19 protein-coding genes and 2 pseudogenes are annotated in these 18,087 nt (G+C 64.1%); 15 read left to right on the plus strand and 6 right to left on the minus strand.

What is annotated here, in order from left to right; genetic code table 11:
• Positions 1-18: 18 nt before the first annotated feature.
• Positions 19-948: a LysR family transcriptional regulator gene (locus HNE04_RS08190; protein WP_172218041.1), complete on the plus strand. Its 930-nt coding sequence runs from the start codon at positions 19-21 to the stop codon at positions 946-948.
• Between the two features lie 18 nt (positions 949-966).
• Here the strand turns inward: HNE04_RS08190 and pcaB are convergent, their stop codons facing one another.
• From pcaB to HNE04_RS08210, 4 genes are read right to left on the minus strand one after another with little or no spacing between them, the layout of a single operon-like run.
• Positions 967-2,313, minus strand: coding sequence for a 3-carboxy-cis,cis-muconate cycloisomerase (gene pcaB / locus HNE04_RS08195; RefSeq protein ID WP_172218042.1), 1,347 nt, complete (start codon positions 2,311-2,313; stop codon positions 967-969).
• 35 nt (positions 2,314-2,348) lie between these two features.
• Entirely contained in the window at positions 2,349-3,176 is an 828-nt protein-coding gene (locus HNE04_RS08200) for an HpcH/HpaI aldolase/citrate lyase family protein (RefSeq protein WP_172218043.1), read from the minus strand.
• A gap of 10 nt (positions 3,177-3,186) precedes the next feature.
• Entirely contained in the window at positions 3,187-4,377 is a 1,191-nt protein-coding gene (locus HNE04_RS08205) for a CaiB/BaiF CoA transferase family protein (protein WP_172218044.1), read from the minus strand.
• A gap of 26 nt (positions 4,378-4,403) precedes the next feature.
• Positions 4,404-5,264, minus strand: a complete 861-nt coding sequence (locus HNE04_RS08210) for an FAS1-like dehydratase domain-containing protein (protein WP_172218045.1) — start codon at positions 5,262-5,264, stop codon at positions 4,404-4,406.
• 242 nt (positions 5,265-5,506) lie between these two features.
• Here HNE04_RS08210 and HNE04_RS08215 point away from each other — a divergent pair, with 242 nt between their 5' ends.
• A complete protein-coding gene (locus HNE04_RS08215; RefSeq protein WP_172218046.1) occupies positions 5,507-6,589 on the plus strand; it encodes a porin in 1,083 nt (360 codons plus the stop codon).
• A gap of 4 nt (positions 6,590-6,593) precedes the next feature.
• Here HNE04_RS08215 and HNE04_RS08220 read toward each other — a convergent pair whose 3' ends face one another.
• Complete coding sequence (locus tag HNE04_RS08220; RefSeq protein ID WP_172218047.1) at positions 6,594-7,385, minus strand: ferritin-like domain-containing protein; 792 nt, start codon at positions 7,383-7,385, stop codon at positions 6,594-6,596.
• 32 nt (positions 7,386-7,417) lie between these two features.
• On the opposite strand from HNE04_RS08220, the gene HNE04_RS08225 reads away from it, so the two are divergent.
• The 13 genes and pseudogenes from HNE04_RS08225 to HNE04_RS08285 form a co-directional block, all read left to right on the plus strand.
• Positions 7,418-7,942 carry a gamma carbonic anhydrase family protein gene (locus HNE04_RS08225; protein WP_172218048.1) on the plus strand — a complete coding sequence of 175 codons (525 nt, stop codon included), beginning with the start codon at positions 7,418-7,420 and terminating at the stop codon, positions 7,940-7,942.
• Between the two features lie 11 nt (positions 7,943-7,953).
• Positions 7,954-8,931, plus strand: coding sequence for an Hsp33 family molecular chaperone HslO (hslO, locus tag HNE04_RS08230; protein ID WP_172218049.1), 978 nt, complete (start codon positions 7,954-7,956; stop codon positions 8,929-8,931).
• Between the two features lie 106 nt (positions 8,932-9,037).
• Complete coding sequence (locus tag HNE04_RS08235; protein ID WP_172218050.1) at positions 9,038-10,048, plus strand: Bug family tripartite tricarboxylate transporter substrate binding protein; 1,011 nt, start codon at positions 9,038-9,040, stop codon at positions 10,046-10,048.
• A gap of 87 nt (positions 10,049-10,135) precedes the next feature.
• Positions 10,136-10,405: an alpha/beta fold hydrolase gene (locus HNE04_RS08240; protein WP_172218051.1), complete on the plus strand. Its 270-nt coding sequence runs from the start codon at positions 10,136-10,138 to the stop codon at positions 10,403-10,405.
• 122 nt (positions 10,406-10,527) lie between these two features.
• Positions 10,528-10,941, plus strand: a complete 414-nt coding sequence (locus HNE04_RS08245; protein WP_172218052.1) for a DUF2946 family protein — start codon at positions 10,528-10,530, stop codon at positions 10,939-10,941.
• 424 nt (positions 10,942-11,365) lie between these two features.
• Positions 11,366-12,790, plus strand: a complete 1,425-nt coding sequence (locus tag HNE04_RS08250; RefSeq protein WP_172218053.1) for a TolC family protein — start codon at positions 11,366-11,368, stop codon at positions 12,788-12,790.
• Between the two features lie 16 nt (positions 12,791-12,806).
• Entirely contained in the window at positions 12,807-14,222 is a 1,416-nt protein-coding gene (locus HNE04_RS08255) for a copper oxidase (RefSeq protein ID WP_172218054.1), read from the plus strand.
• A 12-nt stretch (positions 14,223-14,234) separates the two neighbouring features.
• The gene (locus HNE04_RS08260) at positions 14,235-14,714 is read left to right on the plus strand and encodes a cupredoxin domain-containing protein (RefSeq protein ID WP_172218055.1); all 480 of its coding nucleotides are present in this window, start codon (positions 14,235-14,237) and stop codon (positions 14,712-14,714) included.
• Positions 14,715-14,726: 12 nt separating this feature from the next.
• Positions 14,727-15,224: a DUF411 domain-containing protein gene (locus HNE04_RS08265; RefSeq protein WP_172218056.1), complete on the plus strand. Its 498-nt coding sequence runs from the start codon at positions 14,727-14,729 to the stop codon at positions 15,222-15,224.
• A complete protein-coding gene (locus HNE04_RS08270) occupies positions 15,221-15,547 on the plus strand; it encodes a copper-binding protein (protein WP_172218057.1) in 327 nt (108 codons plus the stop codon). The genes HNE04_RS08265 and HNE04_RS08270 overlap by 4 nt, the downstream gene beginning before the upstream one ends.
• Before the next feature lie 53 nt (positions 15,548-15,600).
• Complete coding sequence (locus HNE04_RS08275) at positions 15,601-15,795, plus strand: tripartite tricarboxylate transporter substrate-binding protein (RefSeq protein WP_172218058.1); 195 nt, start codon at positions 15,601-15,603, stop codon at positions 15,793-15,795.
• A 259-nt stretch (positions 15,796-16,054) separates the two neighbouring features.
• Positions 16,055-16,231 (plus strand): annotated as a pseudogene (locus tag HNE04_RS08280) (IS30 family transposase); the annotation flags it as partial.
• 791 nt (positions 16,232-17,022) lie between these two features.
• Positions 17,023-17,115, plus strand: a pseudogene (locus tag HNE04_RS08285) (integrase core domain-containing protein); the annotation flags it as partial.
• Positions 17,116-17,214: 99 nt separating this feature from the next.
• Here the strand turns inward: HNE04_RS08285 and HNE04_RS08290 are convergent.
• Positions 17,215-18,084, minus strand: a complete 870-nt coding sequence (locus HNE04_RS08290) for a crotonase/enoyl-CoA hydratase family protein (protein ID WP_235964863.1) — start codon at positions 18,082-18,084, stop codon at positions 17,215-17,217.
• Positions 18,085-18,087: the final 3 nt, after the last annotated feature.

Genomic DNA, 18,087 nt, shown 5'->3' on the forward strand with positions numbered 1-18,087 from the left:
TTTTCTGAGGAACAGCCGATGGCCATCAACTTCAATCTCAACGACCTTCAGGCTTTTCGTGCCGTGGCCGAACTCAGCAGCTTCCGCAAGGCGGCAGAAGCGCTTCATGTCTCGCAACCCGCCTTCAGCAGGCGTATCGAGAAACTCGAGGAGGCCCTGGGCGTCCAACTGCTCGAGCGCACCACGCGGCACGTGAGCCTGACGTCTGTGGGCCGCGATTTCGACCGCAAGGTGCAGCAACTTCTCGATGACCTGGACCACACGCTGCTCGGCATAAGGGGCGTGGCCGCGACCCGCATGGGCGAGGTAACGATTGCCTGCGTGCCGTCGACCGTCTACTACTTCCTGCCGCAGGTGATTTCACGCTACCACGAGCGCTACCCGAAGATCAGGGTCAAGGTGTTCGATGCCAGCGCCAACGAAGTGCTTACGGCGGTGTCGCGCAGCGAAGCCGACTTCGGACTCAACTTCGTCGGCGGTCAGGAACCCGACATCGAGTTCAAGCCGCTGATGGAGGAGCGCTTCGTCGCTGCTTGCCGGCGCGACCATCCGTTGGCAAAGAAGCGCCGCGCCACATGGACCGAACTGGCGCAGTATGACTACATCTCCGTGAGCAAGGCGTCCGGGAACCGGCTGTTGCTCGATCAGGCGCTTTCCAATGTGCCGGGACGGCCGCAGAGCATCTATGAGACAGAGCACGTGACCACAATGCTCGGGTTGGTCGAAGCGGGCCTCGGCGTGGCCGCGGTGCCATCTATCGCTATGCCGGGCGCCGATCATCCGCTTCTGGTGAGCGTGCCGCTCCTCGATCCGGTCGTCACCCGCAAGATCGGACTGATCCGGCGCAAGGGGCGCTCCCTGTCCCCGGCGGCCCAGCAGCTCTATGAATTTTTCACCGAGATGAAGGTCAAGCGCGGAAAGCCCGCAAGCCGACGCACTGCGTCCTGACGCAAACGGGGGGTGGGATCAGCGCCGGTGGGCCAAGACCCGGTCGACCATCACTCCGGCTTGGCCGAGGTGGTTCGCGGGATCGCACATGGCTTCGAGCTGGGCACGCGTGACGTGCTTGCAGATCTCACCGTGCGCAGCCAGTATCTCGATCAGGGGGCGGTTTTCCTTGATCGCCTGCCGGCACAGGTCATACACGAGGTCGTGCGCGTATTCGCGGCCGATGTACGGGCCCAGGCCCATCATCACCGCCTCCGACATCACCAGCCCGTTGGTCATGTCGATGTTGGCGCGCATGCGCGCGGCGTCCACTTCGAGACCTTTGAGAACGAACTTGGTCTGCTTCAGCGCTCCCGACATGAGGCAGAAGATCTCGGGAAGCGAGACCCATTCGATTTCCCACGGGCCGGTGGAGCGCTCGTGGTCGGCCACCATCGCGTCCATTAGTGCCGCGGCATGCTGGCGCGCCACCGAGATGTTGGCGTGGATGTAGAGACAGGAGATCGGGTTGCGCTTTTGCGGCATGGTGGACGACGAGCCCCGGCCCGGCGCGTACGGCTCGAACACCTCTGCCACCTCGGTTTGCATCATCAGCTTGACGTCCATCGCGATCTTGCCGAGCGAGCCACCGACCAGAGCCAGGAAAGCGCCGACTTCGGCAATGGTGTCGCGCACGGTGTGCCAGGAGATCAGCGGCTGGGCCAGGCCCAGTTCCTTCATGAGGCCGGCCTGCGTTTCCATCGCGCCTTTTTCCAGTGAGGAGAGGGTGCCCGAGGCGCCGCCAAACTCGCCCATCAGCACGCGCGGCTTCAACTGCTGCAGGCGTTCGCGGTGGCGATCGATGCCGGCCAGGATGCTGGCCATCTTGTAGCCGAAGGTTATGGGCGTGGCCTGCTGCAGGTTGGAGCGGCCGATGACGGGCGTGTCACGGTATTTTTTCGCAAGGGAAGCGAGAGCGTCGGCGATCTCGTCCAGGTCTTGCTCGACCAGCGCCAGACCCTCGCGCATCTGCAGCACTGCTGCGGTATCGGTGATGTCCTGGGTGGTGGCGCCCCAGTGGCAGTACTCGCCAAGCTTGTCGCGACAGTTGGCGTTGATCTGGTTGACCACGGCGATGATGGGGTAGCCGATCTGCTCGGTCTTGGCCTTGAGCTTGTCCCAGTCGATCTGCGACAGGTTGCAGTTGCGGACGATCTCGTCCGCCGCTTCCTTCGGGATGATTCCCAATTCGCCCTGGACTTTGGCAAGGGCGCGCTCGATGTCGAGGTACTTGGCGGTGCGGTTTTCGTCGGACCAGACGTCGCGCATTCGCGAGTCGCTGAACATGTCGCCGAAGATGCGTGAGTCGATGATGGTGGAGGCCATGGTATGTGTCGCTCTCTGGTAGGAAGTGGATGGGGTCAGTCGCGGGCCAGGCCCAAGGTGCGCTGCGCCTGCAGCACCACCGGACGGTCGACCATGCGACCGTCGAGCCGGGCGGCGCCCGGCGATGCGGCATCGGCCGCGATCACGCGCCGCGCCCAGTCCAACGCTTCGGCGCTGGGCCGCAGCGCCGCGTGGATCGGCTCGACCTGGCAGGGGTGGATGCACAGCTTGGCGCCGAAGCCCTGACCTCTCGCGACGGCCAGGTCGGCGAGCAGGCGCACCGGGTCGTCGAACTGCGGTGTGATGCCGGCCACCGGGGTTGGAAGGCCCGCGACGCGCGAGGCGAGCGCGATGCGGCTGGCCGCATACGCCAGTCCCGAGGCGTCGCTCGTCATGTCGATGTCAAGATCGAGGGCGAAATCAAGGGTGCCGAAGACCAGGCGGGAGGCGCCGGCAGCGGCCACTGTGTCGACCTGTACGACGCCGCGCGCGCTTTCGATCAATGCGAGCACGCTCGCATTGCGCAGCGCCGCCTTTGTCTCGGCAATCTGCTGCGCCGACTCGGCCTTGGGCAGCAGGACGCTGCTGGCGCCGGCCTCTCGAAGCGCCCGCAGGTCGTCGGCAAACCACGTCGACTCGGCGTCGTTGATGCGGACCACGATGCGCGACCTGTCGGCGGGCGACGCGCCCATGAACCAGTTCGCGATCATTTGGCGGGCCGCGGCCTTGTCGTCGGCCGCGACCGCGTCTTCGAGATCCAGGATCACGGCGTCGGCGCCGCTCGCCAGCGCCTTGCCGAACCGTTCCGGCCGCGTTCCGGGAACGAACAGGTAGGTGCGCGGCTGGATGGGAGCTTCCAACATCGGGCTCGCCTCAGACCGCGTTCGTTGCGTGCAGGGCCGCAATCTCGGCCGCGCCGTAGCCCAGCTCGGCGAGGATCGTATCGGTGTGCTGGCCAAGCGCGGGCACGGGGTCCATGCGCGGCCCCACGTCCCAGGTGCCCGGCGGCAGCATGGCAGGCAAGGATCCCTTGGGCGAGCCGACTTCCGTCCAGCGCCCGCGTGCCTTGAGCTGCGGATGCGCCCAGACATCGTGCATGGTGTTGACGCGAGCGTTGGCAATCTGCGCGAGTTCGAGCCGCTCCACGACCTGCGCACCGGTGAGGGGCGAGAAGGCCTCGACGATGATCCGGCGCAGCGCGTCACGCTCGGCCACCCGCTTGAAGTTTGCGGTGAAGCGCGGGTCGCTGGCGAGATCCGGTTGCTCCAGGACCTTGTCGCAAAAGCTGACCCATTCGCGCTCGTTCTGCAGGCCCAGCATTACGGCCGTGCCGTCGCCCGCCGGGAAGGGACCGTACGGATAGATGGTGGCATGGCTCGCGCCCGTGCGCGGCGGCGGCGCCGCGCCCTCAAAGGCGTAGTAGAGAGGGTAGCTCGTCCATTCGGCGAGCGACTCCAGCATGGAGATGTCTATGCGCTGGCCCTTGCCGGTCTGGCCGCGCTGCAGCAAGGCAGCGAGGATGTTGCTGTACCCATACATGCCAGCCGCGATGTCGGCGATGGAAGGACCGGCCTTGCAGGGTTCGTCGGATGTGCCCGTGACCGACACGAAACCGGCCTCGCTCTGGATGAGAAGGTCGTAGGCCTTCTTGTCGCGATACGGCCCGGGGTTGGCCGGGTCGTCGCCATAGCCCGAGATGTCGCACACGATCAGCGTCGGCTTGATAGCCGAAAGCTTCTCGTAGCCCAGTCCGAGCCGAGCCGCGGCCCCGGGCGCCAGGTTTTGCACCACGACATCGGCCTTTTCGATCACCAGGCGCTCGAGAATCCTGGCCGCCTCGGGGTGCTTGACGTCGAGCGTGAGGCTTTCCTTGGAGCGGTTCGTCCACACGAAGTGCGAGGACAGGCCGTGGACGCGCTCATCGTAGCCGCGGGCAAAGTCGCCCGAACCCGGGCGTTCGATCTTGATGACGCGGGCGCCCAGGTCGGCGAGCTGGCGGGTTGCGAAGGGCGCTGCGATCGCGTGTTCCAGCGTGACCACGGTGATGCCGTTGAGTGGCTGCATGTTGTTGCCTCCGGAATTTCTGTGAATCAACGCAGGACGGCGGTTGCGTCCATCGTCAGCCAGCCGTCGTGGTCCGAAGCCCAGAGGTGGATGGTCTTTCCATCGGCCTGCGGTTGCCCGCTGACATGGAAGGCATTGAGATCGAAGGTGGGGCGGACTGCCTTGAAGCGGAAGCTCGCCACGTCGGCGTCGGGCATCTGGCGCCGGAGCAGATCCATCAGCAGCGTGGCGATCAGCGGGCCATGCACGATCAGTCCGGGGTACCCTTCCTTCTGCGTCACATATTGGCGGTCGTAGTGGATCCGATGGCCATTGAAGGTGAGCGCGGAGTAGCGAAACAGCAGCACATCGTCCGGCAAGATCCGGCGGCGCCACGCAGCGTCGATCGGCGCGGCTTGGGGCGGCGGAGCGACATCGTTCGGGCCCTGCGCTTCGCGATAGACGATGTCGTGGAACTCGACGAGCGCGGGGTCTTTGTTGTCGTTGCAACGTACCTCGTGGCGCACCTTGACGAAGACCAGCTTTCCGGTACGGCCTTCCTTGGTAGAAACATCATCGATGGTGGAAGTGCGAGCGACGCGATCGCCCACCCGGATCGGTGCGCGGAATTCGAACTGGCTGCCGGCCCACATGCGCCGCGGCAGCGGCACCGGCGGAAGAAAGCCGCCGCGCCGGGCATGGCCGTCAGCGCCGATGTCACTCTGCCGGTGCATCGGCAGGAAGTACAGCCAATGCCACAAGGGAGGGAGCGCCGTGCCTGTAGCCGCTGATGCCGCCGGGTGATCCAGCGTGGCCGTCAGCGCGATGACCGGTGTGGGATAGATAGTGTCCTGGACAGTCTCGCTGCGGCCGATCCATGACCGGAGTTCATCTTGCTGGGTACTCATTGGTGTCTCCTGCGCTGGCCGTGCCGTATGGCAGCAGCTCTGCGCCGAAGTGTGGACCGACCTCAGCGTCGAGTGAATTGCAATATTTGGACGTATTGATGCATCCAATGGATCGAACGAGCTGGCTCGTCATGTCAGTGATAGTCAGAGTGCATCAATCATTCGGAATTTCGCAATTTACAGCCCATGCGCCATGGCCGAGCATCGGTTTCTCCAGCACAGCTTCAATCTCATAAGGCACCATGCACAGCTTCCGACAACACAGTCTTTTTTGCGTCGCTGCGGCGACCCTGGCCTATTCCGGGGGGACCTTGGCACAGTCGTCGGTCACCTTGTTCGGCATCGTCGATGCCGCTTACGCACACGGTTCGGGGAGCACGGCAAGCCGCAACCAGCTCACCAGCGGCTCCAACGCAAGTTCGCGTGTCGGTTTTCGCGGCACCGAAGACCTGGGCGGGGGACTATCCGCGAGTTTCTGGCTGGAGGCCCAGTTCAATACCGACAACGGCACCGGGCTTGCCACCAACACCAACAACCAGACGTCCGGCACCGGGACAGCGGCAGCGGGAACTCAGGGCCTTAACTTCAACCGCCGCTCAACCGTCAGCCTGGCGGGACCGTGGGGCGAACTGCGGCTCGGCCGCGACTACACAGGCCACTACCGCAATCGCGTGGATACCGACCCATTTAGCGTCGTGGGAGTCGGCGCAACCCAGGTGAATGTCGGAACCCTGGCCGGCCAGACGTCCACTCGCGCTTCGAACGCAATTGGCTACTTCACCCCCGCGGAGCTCGGGGGCTTTTTCGGCCAGGCGCAATATTACCTGGGCGAGAACCCGAGCGGAACACCGACGGAGCGAGACGGTAGCGGCTACAGCCTGAGGGCCGGCTACAAGGGCGGACCGCTGACGGTTTCCGGTGCGTACGCAGAGACACGCATGGCGTCGGGCGATATCGTCAGCACCAACGTCGGGGCCATTTTCGATACGGGGAGCGCGCGGCTGATGGGTGCCATTTTCAGGGATAAAACCGAATCGCCCATCGCCGTGACAGGGAAGGGCTACACGCTCGGCGCAGTCGTCCTGGCCGGTCCGGGAGAAATCAAGGTCGCTGTCTCTCGTTACGGGTCCGACGCCGGCGCACAGCCACATTCGCGGAAGATCGCGCTCGGGTATGTGCATAACCTGTCCAAGCGTACCGCCCTGTATGCCACCTATGCCCGCGTCGGCAACAGCGGTGGAGCCACAACGGCGTTGAACGGATCGACGACCGCCGCTAACGATCGATCGACCGGCTACGACCTGGGCGTCCGCCACAGCTTCTGACATATCACTGCGGCAGCCGCGCAAGTTCCTCATCGGTGAACCCGGCGCTCTTGCGGGCGTCTTCATTGAACGGCGGATACAGCCGCGGCGCATCGTAGCGGGCAACCAGCACCTCGTAGTGCGTCACCGCGTCCAGCCCTTCGCGCGCGCACAGCCAGCGATACCAGTAGTTGCCGATCGCCACATGGCCGATCTCGTCGGTGAGGATCACGTCCAGGATCTCCACTGCCCGCTGCGCCGCGGGGGTCCCGACCCGGCGCAGCTTGTCCTGGATCTGCGGGGTCGCGTCCAGACCGCGCGCTTCCAGGGTCCGCGGCACCAGCGCCATCCGGGCGACGACGTCATCGGCAGTCTTCTCGCACATGCCCCAGAGGTTGTCGTGGGCCGCGAAATCGCCGTAGCCGTAACCCAGTGACGAGAGGTGCTCGCGCAGCAGGCTGAAGTGGTAGGCCTCTTCCGCTGCCACCCGCACCCAGTCTTCGTAAAACCCGGGCGGCATGCCGTCGAAGCGCCAGGCGGCGTCGAGCGCGAGATTGATCGCGTTGAACTCGATATGGGCGATGGCGTGCAGCAGCGCCGCCAGGCCTTCGGGCTTGAAGGGGGACCGGCGGGGCACCTTGGCGGGATGGATGAGCTCGGGCCTGGGCGGGCGGCCCGGCAGTTCAAGCCCCGGCGGTGGCGCCTGTTCTGCTATCGAAAACGAAGCGCGCTCCGTCCACAGCGCGCGGGCTAGCGCTACTTTTTCAAGGGGGTCGGGCGTGCAGAGGGCCTGCAGAGCACGTTGGCGGAGCTCCATCCCTACAATTCTAGGTTTTGCGGGAACAAGACATGGCAATTTACGAGCTCGACGGCAAGGCCCCCCAATTGGGCGAAGGCGCCTGGGTGGCGGACACGGCAACCGTGATCGGGGCGGTGGAACTGGCACCGAACGCCAACGTGTGGTTCGGCGCGGTGCTCCGCGGCGACAACGAGCCCATTCGCATTGGGCGCAACAGCAACATCCAGGATCTTTCGGTGCTGCACACCGACATGGGCATGCCGCTGACCATAGGCGAGAACGTTACGGTGGGCCACCAGGTCATGCTGCACGGCTGCACCATCGGCGATGGGTCCCTCATCGGCATCCAGACCGTTATCCTGAACGGCGCGAAGATCGGCCGCAACTGCATCGTGGGTGCCGGCAGTGTGGTGACCGAGGGCAAGCAGTTCCCGGACAATTCGCTGATCTTCGGCAGCCCGGCCAAGGTGATGCGCACGCTCGACGAGGCCGCCGCCGTCAACCTCGCCCAGAGCGCCGAGCACTATGTAGACAACGCGCGGCGTTATGCCAAAGGCCTGAAGAAGATCGCCTGAGGACGCCTGTTTTGAGCGAATTACACAAATTCATCTTTGATGGCCTGCCGGTGCGCGGCAGCATCGTGCGCCTGACCGATGCCTGGACCGACATCCTGGCCCGCCGGGATTCGAATGACAACACCGGTGCGTGGCCGGCCCCAGTGGCGGAGCTTCTGGGCGAGATGGCCGCGGCCGGCGTGCTGATGCAGTCCAACATCAAGTTCAACGGCGCGCTCATCCTGCAGATTTTTGGCCACGGCCCGGTCAAGGTGGCCGTAGCCGAAGTGCAGCACGATCTCAGCCTGCGGGCCACCGCCACCGTGGTGGGCGAGGTGAATGGCAACGCGCGGCTTTCCGACATGGTCAACCTGGGCAACAAGGGGCGCTGCGCGATCACGCTCGACCCGAAGGACAAGTTTCCCGGGCAGCAGCCTTACCAGGGGGTGGTGCCCCTGCACGGTGATCATCGCGAGAAGATCGAAAAGCTCAGCGAGGTGCTCGAGCACTACATGCTGCAGTCCGAGCAGCTGGACACCACGCTGGTGCTGGCGGCCGATGGCAAGGTGGCGGCGGGCCTGCTGATCCAGCGCTTGCCGATGCAAGGCGAGGGGAACCTGGCCGGCAGCCTGGTCAGCAAGGCCAACGAAGACGAAATCGGGCTGAACGAGGACTACAACCGCATCGCGATCCTGGCGGCCAGCCTGAAGCGTGAGGAGTTGCTGGAACTGGATGTCGACACCATCCTGCACCGCCTGTTCTGGGAAGAAAAGCTCTTGCGCTTCGAGCCGCAGACGCCGCGCTTCGCCTGTACCTGCAGCCGCGAGCGAGTGGCCAGGATGATTCGCGGGTTGGGCCAGGAGGAGGCCGACAGCATCCTGGCCGAACGCGGGGAGATCGATGTGGGCTGCGAATTCTGTGGCCAGCAGTATCGCTTCGATGCGGTGGATGCGGCGCAGATCTTCACTTCGCCTGACGCCCAGCCGCCGGTGAGTCCAACGGTCCAGTAGTCCTGGGCTGACTCGGCCGTACTTGGCACTTGACACCGACGAACGACTGCAAGAGCCTACCTTCTCCCGTCAGCCGGTCCTTCGGCCAATCCAAGGAGAACTTCACATGCAGACGAACCACTTCGCGGCCTCGCGCCGCTCTGTCCTGGTCGGCGGCGCCGCGCTGGGAGTTGCCGTGTTGGCGGCGCCGGCCGCGTGGGCGCAGGCCGCCTGGCCGACCAAGCCGGTCACGCTCGTCGTCGGCTTCCCGCCGGGCGGCCAGACCGACTTCGCGGGCCGTGTGCTGCTGGCCGGCATGCAGAGCTCGCTTGGCCAACCGGTCGTCATCGACAACAAGGCCGGCGTGAACGGCAACATCGGCGCGGTCGAAGTGATGAAGGCGCCGCCGGATGGCTACAAGCTGTACGTCGGCAACGGTTCCATGACGATCGCCGCTCACGTCTATACGACGGTGGGCATTGTCGACACGCGGCAGATGACGCCCATCGGGGTGATGCTGCAGTCCGCTCTCGTTCTCGCGGTGCCGGGTTCTTCGCCGGTCAAGACCTACGCCGACTTCGTCGAGCAAGTCAAGGCGAAGAGCAAGGGCGGCAAGGGCATCGACTACGGCACCGGCGGCGTGGGCGCGCTCCCGCACGTCACGATGGAGCTGCTGCGCGAGCGCCTGGGCAAGCCGCCGATGAACCACGTGCCTTACAAAGGCAGCAGCCCGGCGATGACCGATCTGATCGCGGGCCGGCTCGACGCCATGTTCGATGCCACGTCGGTCCTCGCGCCTTTCATCAAGTCGGGCCAATTGCGGCCGCTGCTGGTCACGAGCGACAAGCGCGTGCCCGCGTTCCCGGACGTGCCGACCGCCGCCGAGGTGGGGCTCAAGGACTTCAACATCGTCTCGTTCATCGGCCTGTACGGCCCGCCCAACCTGCCTGCCGACGTGGTGAAGAAGGCCAACGCCGCGATGAACACGGCGCTGAAGGACCCAACGGTGGCCAAGAACATTCTCGACCGGGGCGACGAGCCCGGCGGCGGCACGCCCGAGCAGCTTGGCGCGCTGACGCGCACTCATTACAAGACCTGGGGCGAGGTGGTCAAGGCCAACAACATCCGGGCCGACTGAGGAGCTCCACTGGCCGACCCGATCAAGTTCGGCTTCGCCGACGAGTTCCAGCAGAGCACCGTGGCGAGACCGGTTGCTAAGCCCTTCATGGACCAGATGGTCGAACAAAGCCTGAAGGTGCCCGCAACCATCTGGAAGCAGGCGTTCGCAGGCCTGTTCGAGGACGACTACTCGGACGAGTTGGACCGGCTGGCCGTGCCGACACTGGTTCTTTGGGGCACGGCGGGCTCGATGGTCCCGGCGCCGGATGCCGACATCCCTCCGACAGCGCTTGCCGCGCTCCCAGGTAGTTGTGTGGGAAGGCGCGGGCCACGCTCCCCATTGGGCGGACGCGGCCGCCTTCGCGAAGCTCGTTGAAGACTTTGCGGATCGAGTGTGCGCAAGCGGCCCGGCCTGGGAGGTTTCAGAACACCACCTGTAACCCTGCCTCCCACCCTTCATCGCACAAATATGGCCGACAGTCAGTAGAATTCCCCGCAATGATCCGATTGCGCATGTTCTTGGCTTGGCTACTACTCCTGGCGATTCCGCTGCAGGGGCTGGCTGCCGCGTCCATGCTGTACTGCGGCCCGGCTGCAAAGGCTCAAGCTCAGCAGACAGAAGCTGCGCACGAGCACCACGGGCATGATGTGCACGAATCCCCGGCCGTGACTCATGATCATGCGAAACACCATCAGGCGGCGCCGGATACCGGTGAACATTCCAGTGGATCGACCCTGCCCGATGCTGGCCACAAGTGCAGCATTTGCGCGGCCTGTTGCCACGCCGTCGCCGTCAACCAGACGGTGCAATCCTTCACGCTCTCTGAGGCTCCCCGGACCACTTCGGCGGAGCCGTTGGTGCTGGTGTATAGCCGGCCAACACCCGTTCCTGACAAACCTCCTCGCGCCTGACGCCCCGTCTCGCCGACAGCATCGCTGATCGGCAGCCGGGCACTTGCTCGTCCGCCACCAGCCTATCGGCCGTGGCGTCGTCGTTCAACACGCGAGGATTTCATGTTTCACCCCAAACCAGCGCTTTGGCTGGCCCTAATCGCTAGCAGCATGTGCGCCGCTGTCATGGCGCAGCAAGCCCAGCCCCCCGGTGCGAGTCCCGCATCCGCGCCCGCGCCCTACAGGTCCGCATTCGAGGGCTATCAGCCCTTCGCTGAGGAAAAGCTTGCCCCGTGGAAGGAGTCCAACGATACCGTTGGCAAGGTAGGCGGCTGGCGCGCCTATGCCCGAGAAGCAGGCGAAGGCGCCGCCAAACCGGCTCCGCCGAGCGCTCCGTCCGCGACACCCGCCCCGTCCAGTGGCCACAAGCACTAAGGACTCGGCCATGCAAACAAATATTCGACGCATCGGGCTGACCGGTGCCGCCTTGCTGCTGGCGGGTTGCGCCTCGGTGGATCTCGACCAAAGCTTGCGAGAGACCAATGAGGCCGCACGCGACTTTGCACAGGGCAGGGTGGAACTGAGTCGTACGGCCGAACAGCGCCACGCGCGCGACCAGCTTTCGAGGCAGTTATTGGCCGAGCCGGTGTCCATGGATGAGGCCGTGCAGCTCGCACTGGCCAACAGTCCTGGCTTCCAGGCCTTGCTGGCTCAGGGCTGGGCAGACTTGGCGGCGGCGAACCAGACCGGAAGGATCGCCAACCCGGTGTTCACCTTTGAACGCATGCGTCTGAGCAACGAGCTGGAACTGGGCCGGCTACTTTCCATCGGGCTCCTGGACCTGCTGACACTGCCGCAGCGGCAGGTGATTTCCCGAAACCAGCAGGCCCAGGCAAAGCTGCAACTGACAGCGGCCGTGGTGGACCAGGTCAGCCGGGTACGCCAGGCGTGGGTGCGGGCGGTGAGCGCCCAGCAAACCCTGGGCTACGCCGAACAGGTCCAAAGAGCTGCACATGCGAGCGCCGAACTCGCTCGGCGGATGCAGCAGGTAGGCAATTTCACCAAGCTTCAGCGCGCCCGCCAGCATGCGTTCTATGCGGATGCGACAGCGCAACTGGCTTCAGCGCAGCATGCGGCCACGGTCGCGCGCGAGGAACTGGTCCGTCTATTGGGCCTGGACGACGCGCAGGCGGGGAGCCTGAAGCTGCCGGGGCGGCTGCCCGACCTGCCGAAGGAGCCCCGCGCAGCTGCGGAGGTCAGCACCGCGGCGATGCAGCAACGCCTCGACTGGCAGATGGCTCGGCTGCAGCTGGACGCCGCCGGAAGATCCCAGGGCTTGACCCTCCTGAACAGCCTGGTCGACGTCGAACTCGGCGCCCGCCACGACACAGTGTTCGACAACGCCGGCGGCGAGCGAGCCAATCGCAAGGGCTATGAGCTGGCGATCCGGCTCCCGATCTTCGATTGGGGCGGTGCCCAGCGGGCCGCGATGAATGCCCAGTCGTTGGCGGCCGCGAATCGCTACGAAAGCGTCGTGCGGACTGCGTCATCGCAACTGCGCGAGAGCTACTCGGCCTACCGGAGTGCCTACGACCTTGCGAAGCACTACAGGGACGAAATCGTGCCATTGCGCAAGACCATGTCGGACGAGAACGTGCTGCGCTACAACGGGATGCTGATAGGCGTGTTCGAGCTGCTGGCCGACACGCGGGATCAGATCGCAAGCGTGATGGCGTCCATCAATGCACAGCAGCAGTTCTGGCTGGCCGACGCAAGCATGTCAGCTGCGGTGATCGGCAAGCCGCTGGCCGGGGCGGTCACTCCAGTATCCGCCAGTACATCGACCACCAACGAGGGCCAGGGTCACTGATCCGGTTGAAATAAAAATGACCTCGAGACGAAACTTTCTGACCGGCGCAGGCGCCATCACTGGAGCAGTGGCGGCCGCCTCGGTGAGCAAGGTCGCCATGGCGGCATTGCCCGAACCGGCGATCCAGACCAAGCCGGACACCATGGCGCCGCTCGTGCCCAGCAGCGGCCGACACTACAACCCTGTCGTCACTTTGAATGGCTGGACGCTGCCCTGGCGCATGAACAACGGCGTCAAGGAATTCCACCTTGTTGCCGAACCGGTGGTGCGGGAGATGACGCCGGGGTTCAAGGCTCACCTTTGGGGCTACAACGGCCAGTCGCCAGGTCCCACCATCGAAGTGGTCGAGGGCGATCGGGTACGCATCTACGTGACAAACAAGCTGCCGGAGCACACCAGCATTCACTGGCACGGGCAACGTCTGCCCAACGGGATGGATGGCGTCAGCGGCCTCACGCAGAAAGCAATCGAGCCAGGCAAGACGTTCGTCTATGAGTTCGTGGCCCGTCGTCCCGGCACCTTCATGTACCACCCGCACGCTGACGAGATGACGCAGATGGCGATGGGGATGATGGGCTTCTGGGTAACGCATCCCAAGGAGCGCCATCCCCTCATCGAACAGGTAGACCGTGACTTCGTGTTCCTGCTGAACGCCTACGACATCGAGCCCGGGTCTTTCACGCCGAAGATCATGACGATGCTCGACTTCAACCTCTGGACGTTCAACAGCCGGATCTCCCCGGGCATCGACTCGATGAACGTGCGCAAGGGCGACAAGGTGCGCATCCGTTTCGGCAACCTGACCATGACGAACCACCCCATCCACCTGCACGGCCACGAGTTCCTCGTCACCGGCACGGACGGCGGGCCAACGCCCAAGAGCACCCGCTGGTATGAGGTGACCACCGACGTGGCGGTGGGACAGATGCGCCAGATCGAATTCCTGGCGGACGAGGAAGGCGACTGGGCCTTCCACTGCCACAAGAGCCACCACACGATGAACGCGATGGGCCATGACGTCCCCACCATGATCGGCGTCGACCATCGCAAGGTGGTCAAGGAAATCACGAATCTGGTGCCCGACTACATGGTGATGGGCGAGCGTGGCATGGCCGACATGGCGGAGATGGAAATGCCGCTTCCGGACAATACAGCTCCCATGATGTCCGGCGTAGGCCCGTTCGGCTCAGTCGAAATGGGCGGCATGTTCACGGTGGTCAAAGTGCGGCGTGACCAGAAGCCCGGCGACTACCAGAACCCGGGCTGGTTCAAGCACCCGGCGGGCACGGTGGCCTTCGAATTCCAGGGCGCGCCGCCCGGCCCGGCACGGGCAACCACAGCGGGCTCCGGCTCGATGCCTGCAAAGACCGCACCCAGGAAAGACATCGAAGTTCAGATTCGCAAACCCAGCGGGCATGGCGCCCACCACTAAGAAAGGGACAGCATGCAAAGACTCTTGCTCGCGCTCAGTGTTGCGCTCGCCGCGACCGCATACGCCCATGAAGCGAAGAACAACGGGCGCAAACCGGCCCAAGTCAAGAAGGAGCAGAAGCCATGGGGCGTCGCCGGCGAACCCCGGGCCACCAAGCGCACCATCGAGATCACTATGACGGACAAAATGCGCTTCTCCCCCAATCTTGTCGAGGTCAAGCAGGGCGATACCGTGAAGTTCATCATCAAGAACGCCGGAAACATGATGCATGAGATGGTGATCGGCACGAGGAAGGAACTCGACGAGCATGCCGCACTCATGATGAAGTTCCCGACTATGGAACATGACGAGCCCTACATGGCCCATGTCGGGCCAGGCAAGAAGGGCGAGCTCGTATGGAACTTCAATCGCGCCGGCGAATTCGACTTCGCCTGCCTGGTGGCCGGGCACTACCAGGCCGGCATGGTCGGAAAAATCAAGGTCAATCCCTGAAAGGAGGCACGCATGGAAACATCTCACATTACCCGGAAGCCATCACGGCGCGACTTTGTGCTTGGCGCGGGCGCAGCGCTGCTGGCTCCGCTGGCTTTCACAGCTCACGCAAAGTCCGCAATTCGCGCCGAGGTCTGGAAGGATCCCGACTGCGGCTGCTGCAAGGAATGGGTAGCCCATCTCGAGGCCAATGGCTTCAAGGTCAAGGTCAACGAGACCGGGAACGGTGCAGCGCGGACCAGGCTGGGCATCGCCAGCAAGTATGGCTCGTGCCACACGGCGCTGATCGGCGGCTACGCCATTGAAGGCCACGTGCCGGCGCGTGAAATCCACCGCCTGTTGAAGGAAAGGCCCAATGCCATCGGTTTGGCGGTTCCTGGAATGCCCGTGGGATCACCCGGCATGGACGGGGCCATCTATGGGAATCGTAAAGATCCCTTTAGCGTGATGTTGCTGTCCAAGGGTGGTGGCGCCACGGTTTATCAGCAGTACCAAGGAAGCAAGTCATGAAAAGTCTCTCCCACGTTCTCTTTGCCGGCATGGTTGGCTTGTCCTCCGTCATGGCCACAAGCGCGCATGCGCAAGCGCAGGCAGCCACTGCGAGCACCACCGACTTCACAGAGGCGGAGGTTCGCAAGGTCGACAAGGACAACAAGAAAGTCACGCTGAAGCACGGCGAGATCAAGAATCTCGACATGCCTGCGATGACGATGGTGTTCCAGGTCAAAGATGCCACGGAACTCGACAAGGTAAAGCCTGGCGACAAGGTGCGATTCAAGGCCGCCAATGAGGGAGGCAAGTACACGGTGATGGAAATTCAGCAGGCTAAATAGGATGAAGCCTGCGCCAGCGGGGGGGAGGGCCCAACCACTGAGCCGCCTCCTGCTTGCCCGCGCCGGTGCTCAAGGCGCTGCATGACGCCGCCGCGCATGCGCTGAAAGATCCGGAGGTGGCCCGCCGCCTCGCCGATTTCAGATCGGTGGACGGCGGCCAGTCGCCCGATGCATTCTGCGCCTATGTCCAGTCTGAAATGAAGCGCTGGAGCGACATCGTTCGCATCGCGAAGATCACGGCGGAGTAGGGCCCAAAAGCGCCGTGAGGGCGGCGAGATCTTCATCTCGCCTCAAGCCCAGCCCCCGGTGAGGCCCAACAGCCCAGTAGTCCTGACCCCGCTTGCGCCGAAGCGGCGCTTCGGAGTCCGGGTTTGTGCGGTGCGGCGGAGACGATCTCCGCCAGCGTCATGTCCACAACACCGCCCTTTGATGCGCTGTAGGCGTAGTGCGACCGCTCCGTAGGGGGGTTGGTCAGCCTCTTGGACGACCGCATGGAAGTCTGCAAAGCGGCCCTTCTTCGCAAAGGGCGCCGACCTGTCTAGGTGGAGCGCACGGGAGATCCAAGCCGTAGCCCACACGCTGAACACCAGGCCTCGAAAATCGCTCGGTTGGAAGACACCAGCCGAAGCCGTGCACGAGTACCTAAAATCGGTTCAGCAATTCAATGTTGCGACGACCGGTTGAATACGCCCAATACACCAGCGTTGCCTTCGGCAGCCGCTGCCGCGAAATGGGCGTGCGCCCGTCGATGGACCCGTCCGCGCGGGTGGTGGGTAGCATCGCGTTCACTGCGGTCGCGCGGGTAGTGCTGTTGGCGGCCAAGAGCAAAGACGACGAGGGGCGAGATTGCCGAATCCTCGCGCGCGCCAAAAGCAACATTGGTCCGGAACGACGTAGGGTTTGAGTACCAATTGAACTTGGTGGAAGCACTTGCTGGAATCGAGGCTACCCGGATCGAGTGGGGCAGGGAGGTTCAAGGCTCGGCCGGCGAGCTGCTCGGACGGGCTGATGCGGACGCGCCTGACAACACCGAGTCGGCGACCTGACGGACGCAGCCGACATGCGGCGGCAGGAGTTGATCGGCGCGGCATGGGTGCCTGCGGGCGCGGCGGCCAAAGCCCTGGCGTACGCGTGATTCGGTCGGAAGGGGATACGGGCGGCTGGCAAGCGGCTGAATCTACAACGCCGCAAGGGGGGCATGAGCAAGGGGTGGTATTGGCGCCTGCCAGGGCCCGAAGGCGCCCTTGCTGAAGATCCCGCTGCGTCGAAGAATCCCGAAGATTTCAACGTTCCAAACGTGGAACCTTGTTGGCGTTGCTCCGGGCCAGTGCGGCGAACGATGCGTCGGCAGAGTTATCGGAATCGCATGTACGAATTATCTATAATCCACCCTCGTGCGCGCCCGCGCGTACATCACGGGGCGGAGACCGCGGCTGGCCTCGTTCCTGTTGCTTCGGGCGATGAGCGCCCCGCCTAAGGTCACTGCAATCAAGCACACGTTCACCAAGCCCTACCGACCGCAAACCAATGGCAAGGCCGAACGATTCATCCAGACTTGCCTTCGTGATGGGCCTGCGGCCGCATGTGGACCCACAGTGCCGAGAGCACTGACTGGTTGCCTGCATTAGCTTCCCGCCTCGGCGGGAACAACATATTGCAACTCACGGCTAGTCGAAGCGGTGGGTCTGCTTCGACAGAAAGGCAGATACCCCTGTGGAAGAATCCGCAGAGAATCGCGGCAGCGCCGCTGCGAGGGCTTCGGTCATGAAGCCTTCCTCATTGCCCATGGTTTCAATGCGCGGCAGTACCTGGATGGCGAGGTACGTCGTCAGCGGGGCGTTGCCGGCCACCGAGATTGCCAGCGCCTCTGCCTTGGCCATGCCTTTGCCGGCCGGCATCACATGGTGCGCAAGACCAAGCGCGAGGGCTTCCTGGGCACTATAAGTCCGACCGGTCAGCATCATTTCCGTCATTCGGCCGCTGCCGATGATGCGGCCCACGCGGACCGCGGCGCCGCCACCGACGAACACGCCCCGCTGTGCTTCGGGGAGGCCGAAAAACGCATTCTCCTCGGCCACCCGGATGTGCGCCGCAGTGGCTATTTCAAGCCCGCCGCCCAGCACTGCGCCGTGCATCAACGCGATGACCGGCAACCCGCCATACTGCACGTCCTGCAATACCCGGTGCCACAACCGCGACTCCTCGATCGCGCCCAGCGGATCGGTCGCGGTGAGCACCTGCGTCAAGTCCAGCCCGGCACAGAAATGGTCGCCCTGCGCATGCAGGATGACGGCCTTCACGCCCGGGGGAGGCGAGGCGAAGAAGGCGCCGATTTCGAGGATCATTTCCTTGTTGACCGCATTGCGTTTTCCCGGACGGTTCAAACGCAGCTTGGCCACCGCCCCCTCGATGCTCAGGTGCAGATAGCTGAATTGGTGTGGAGAGGCCGTGCCGGCGGCACCCGTGGCAGTAGCGCCAGGCAAATCGTGAATTCTATTCATGACATCGAGAATACCATTCACGATTTCGCGACGCAAGCC

Source organism: Caenimonas soli (genome assembly GCF_013155545.1).
Classification (GTDB): domain Bacteria; phylum Pseudomonadota; class Gammaproteobacteria; order Burkholderiales; family Burkholderiaceae_C; genus Ramlibacter; species Ramlibacter soli.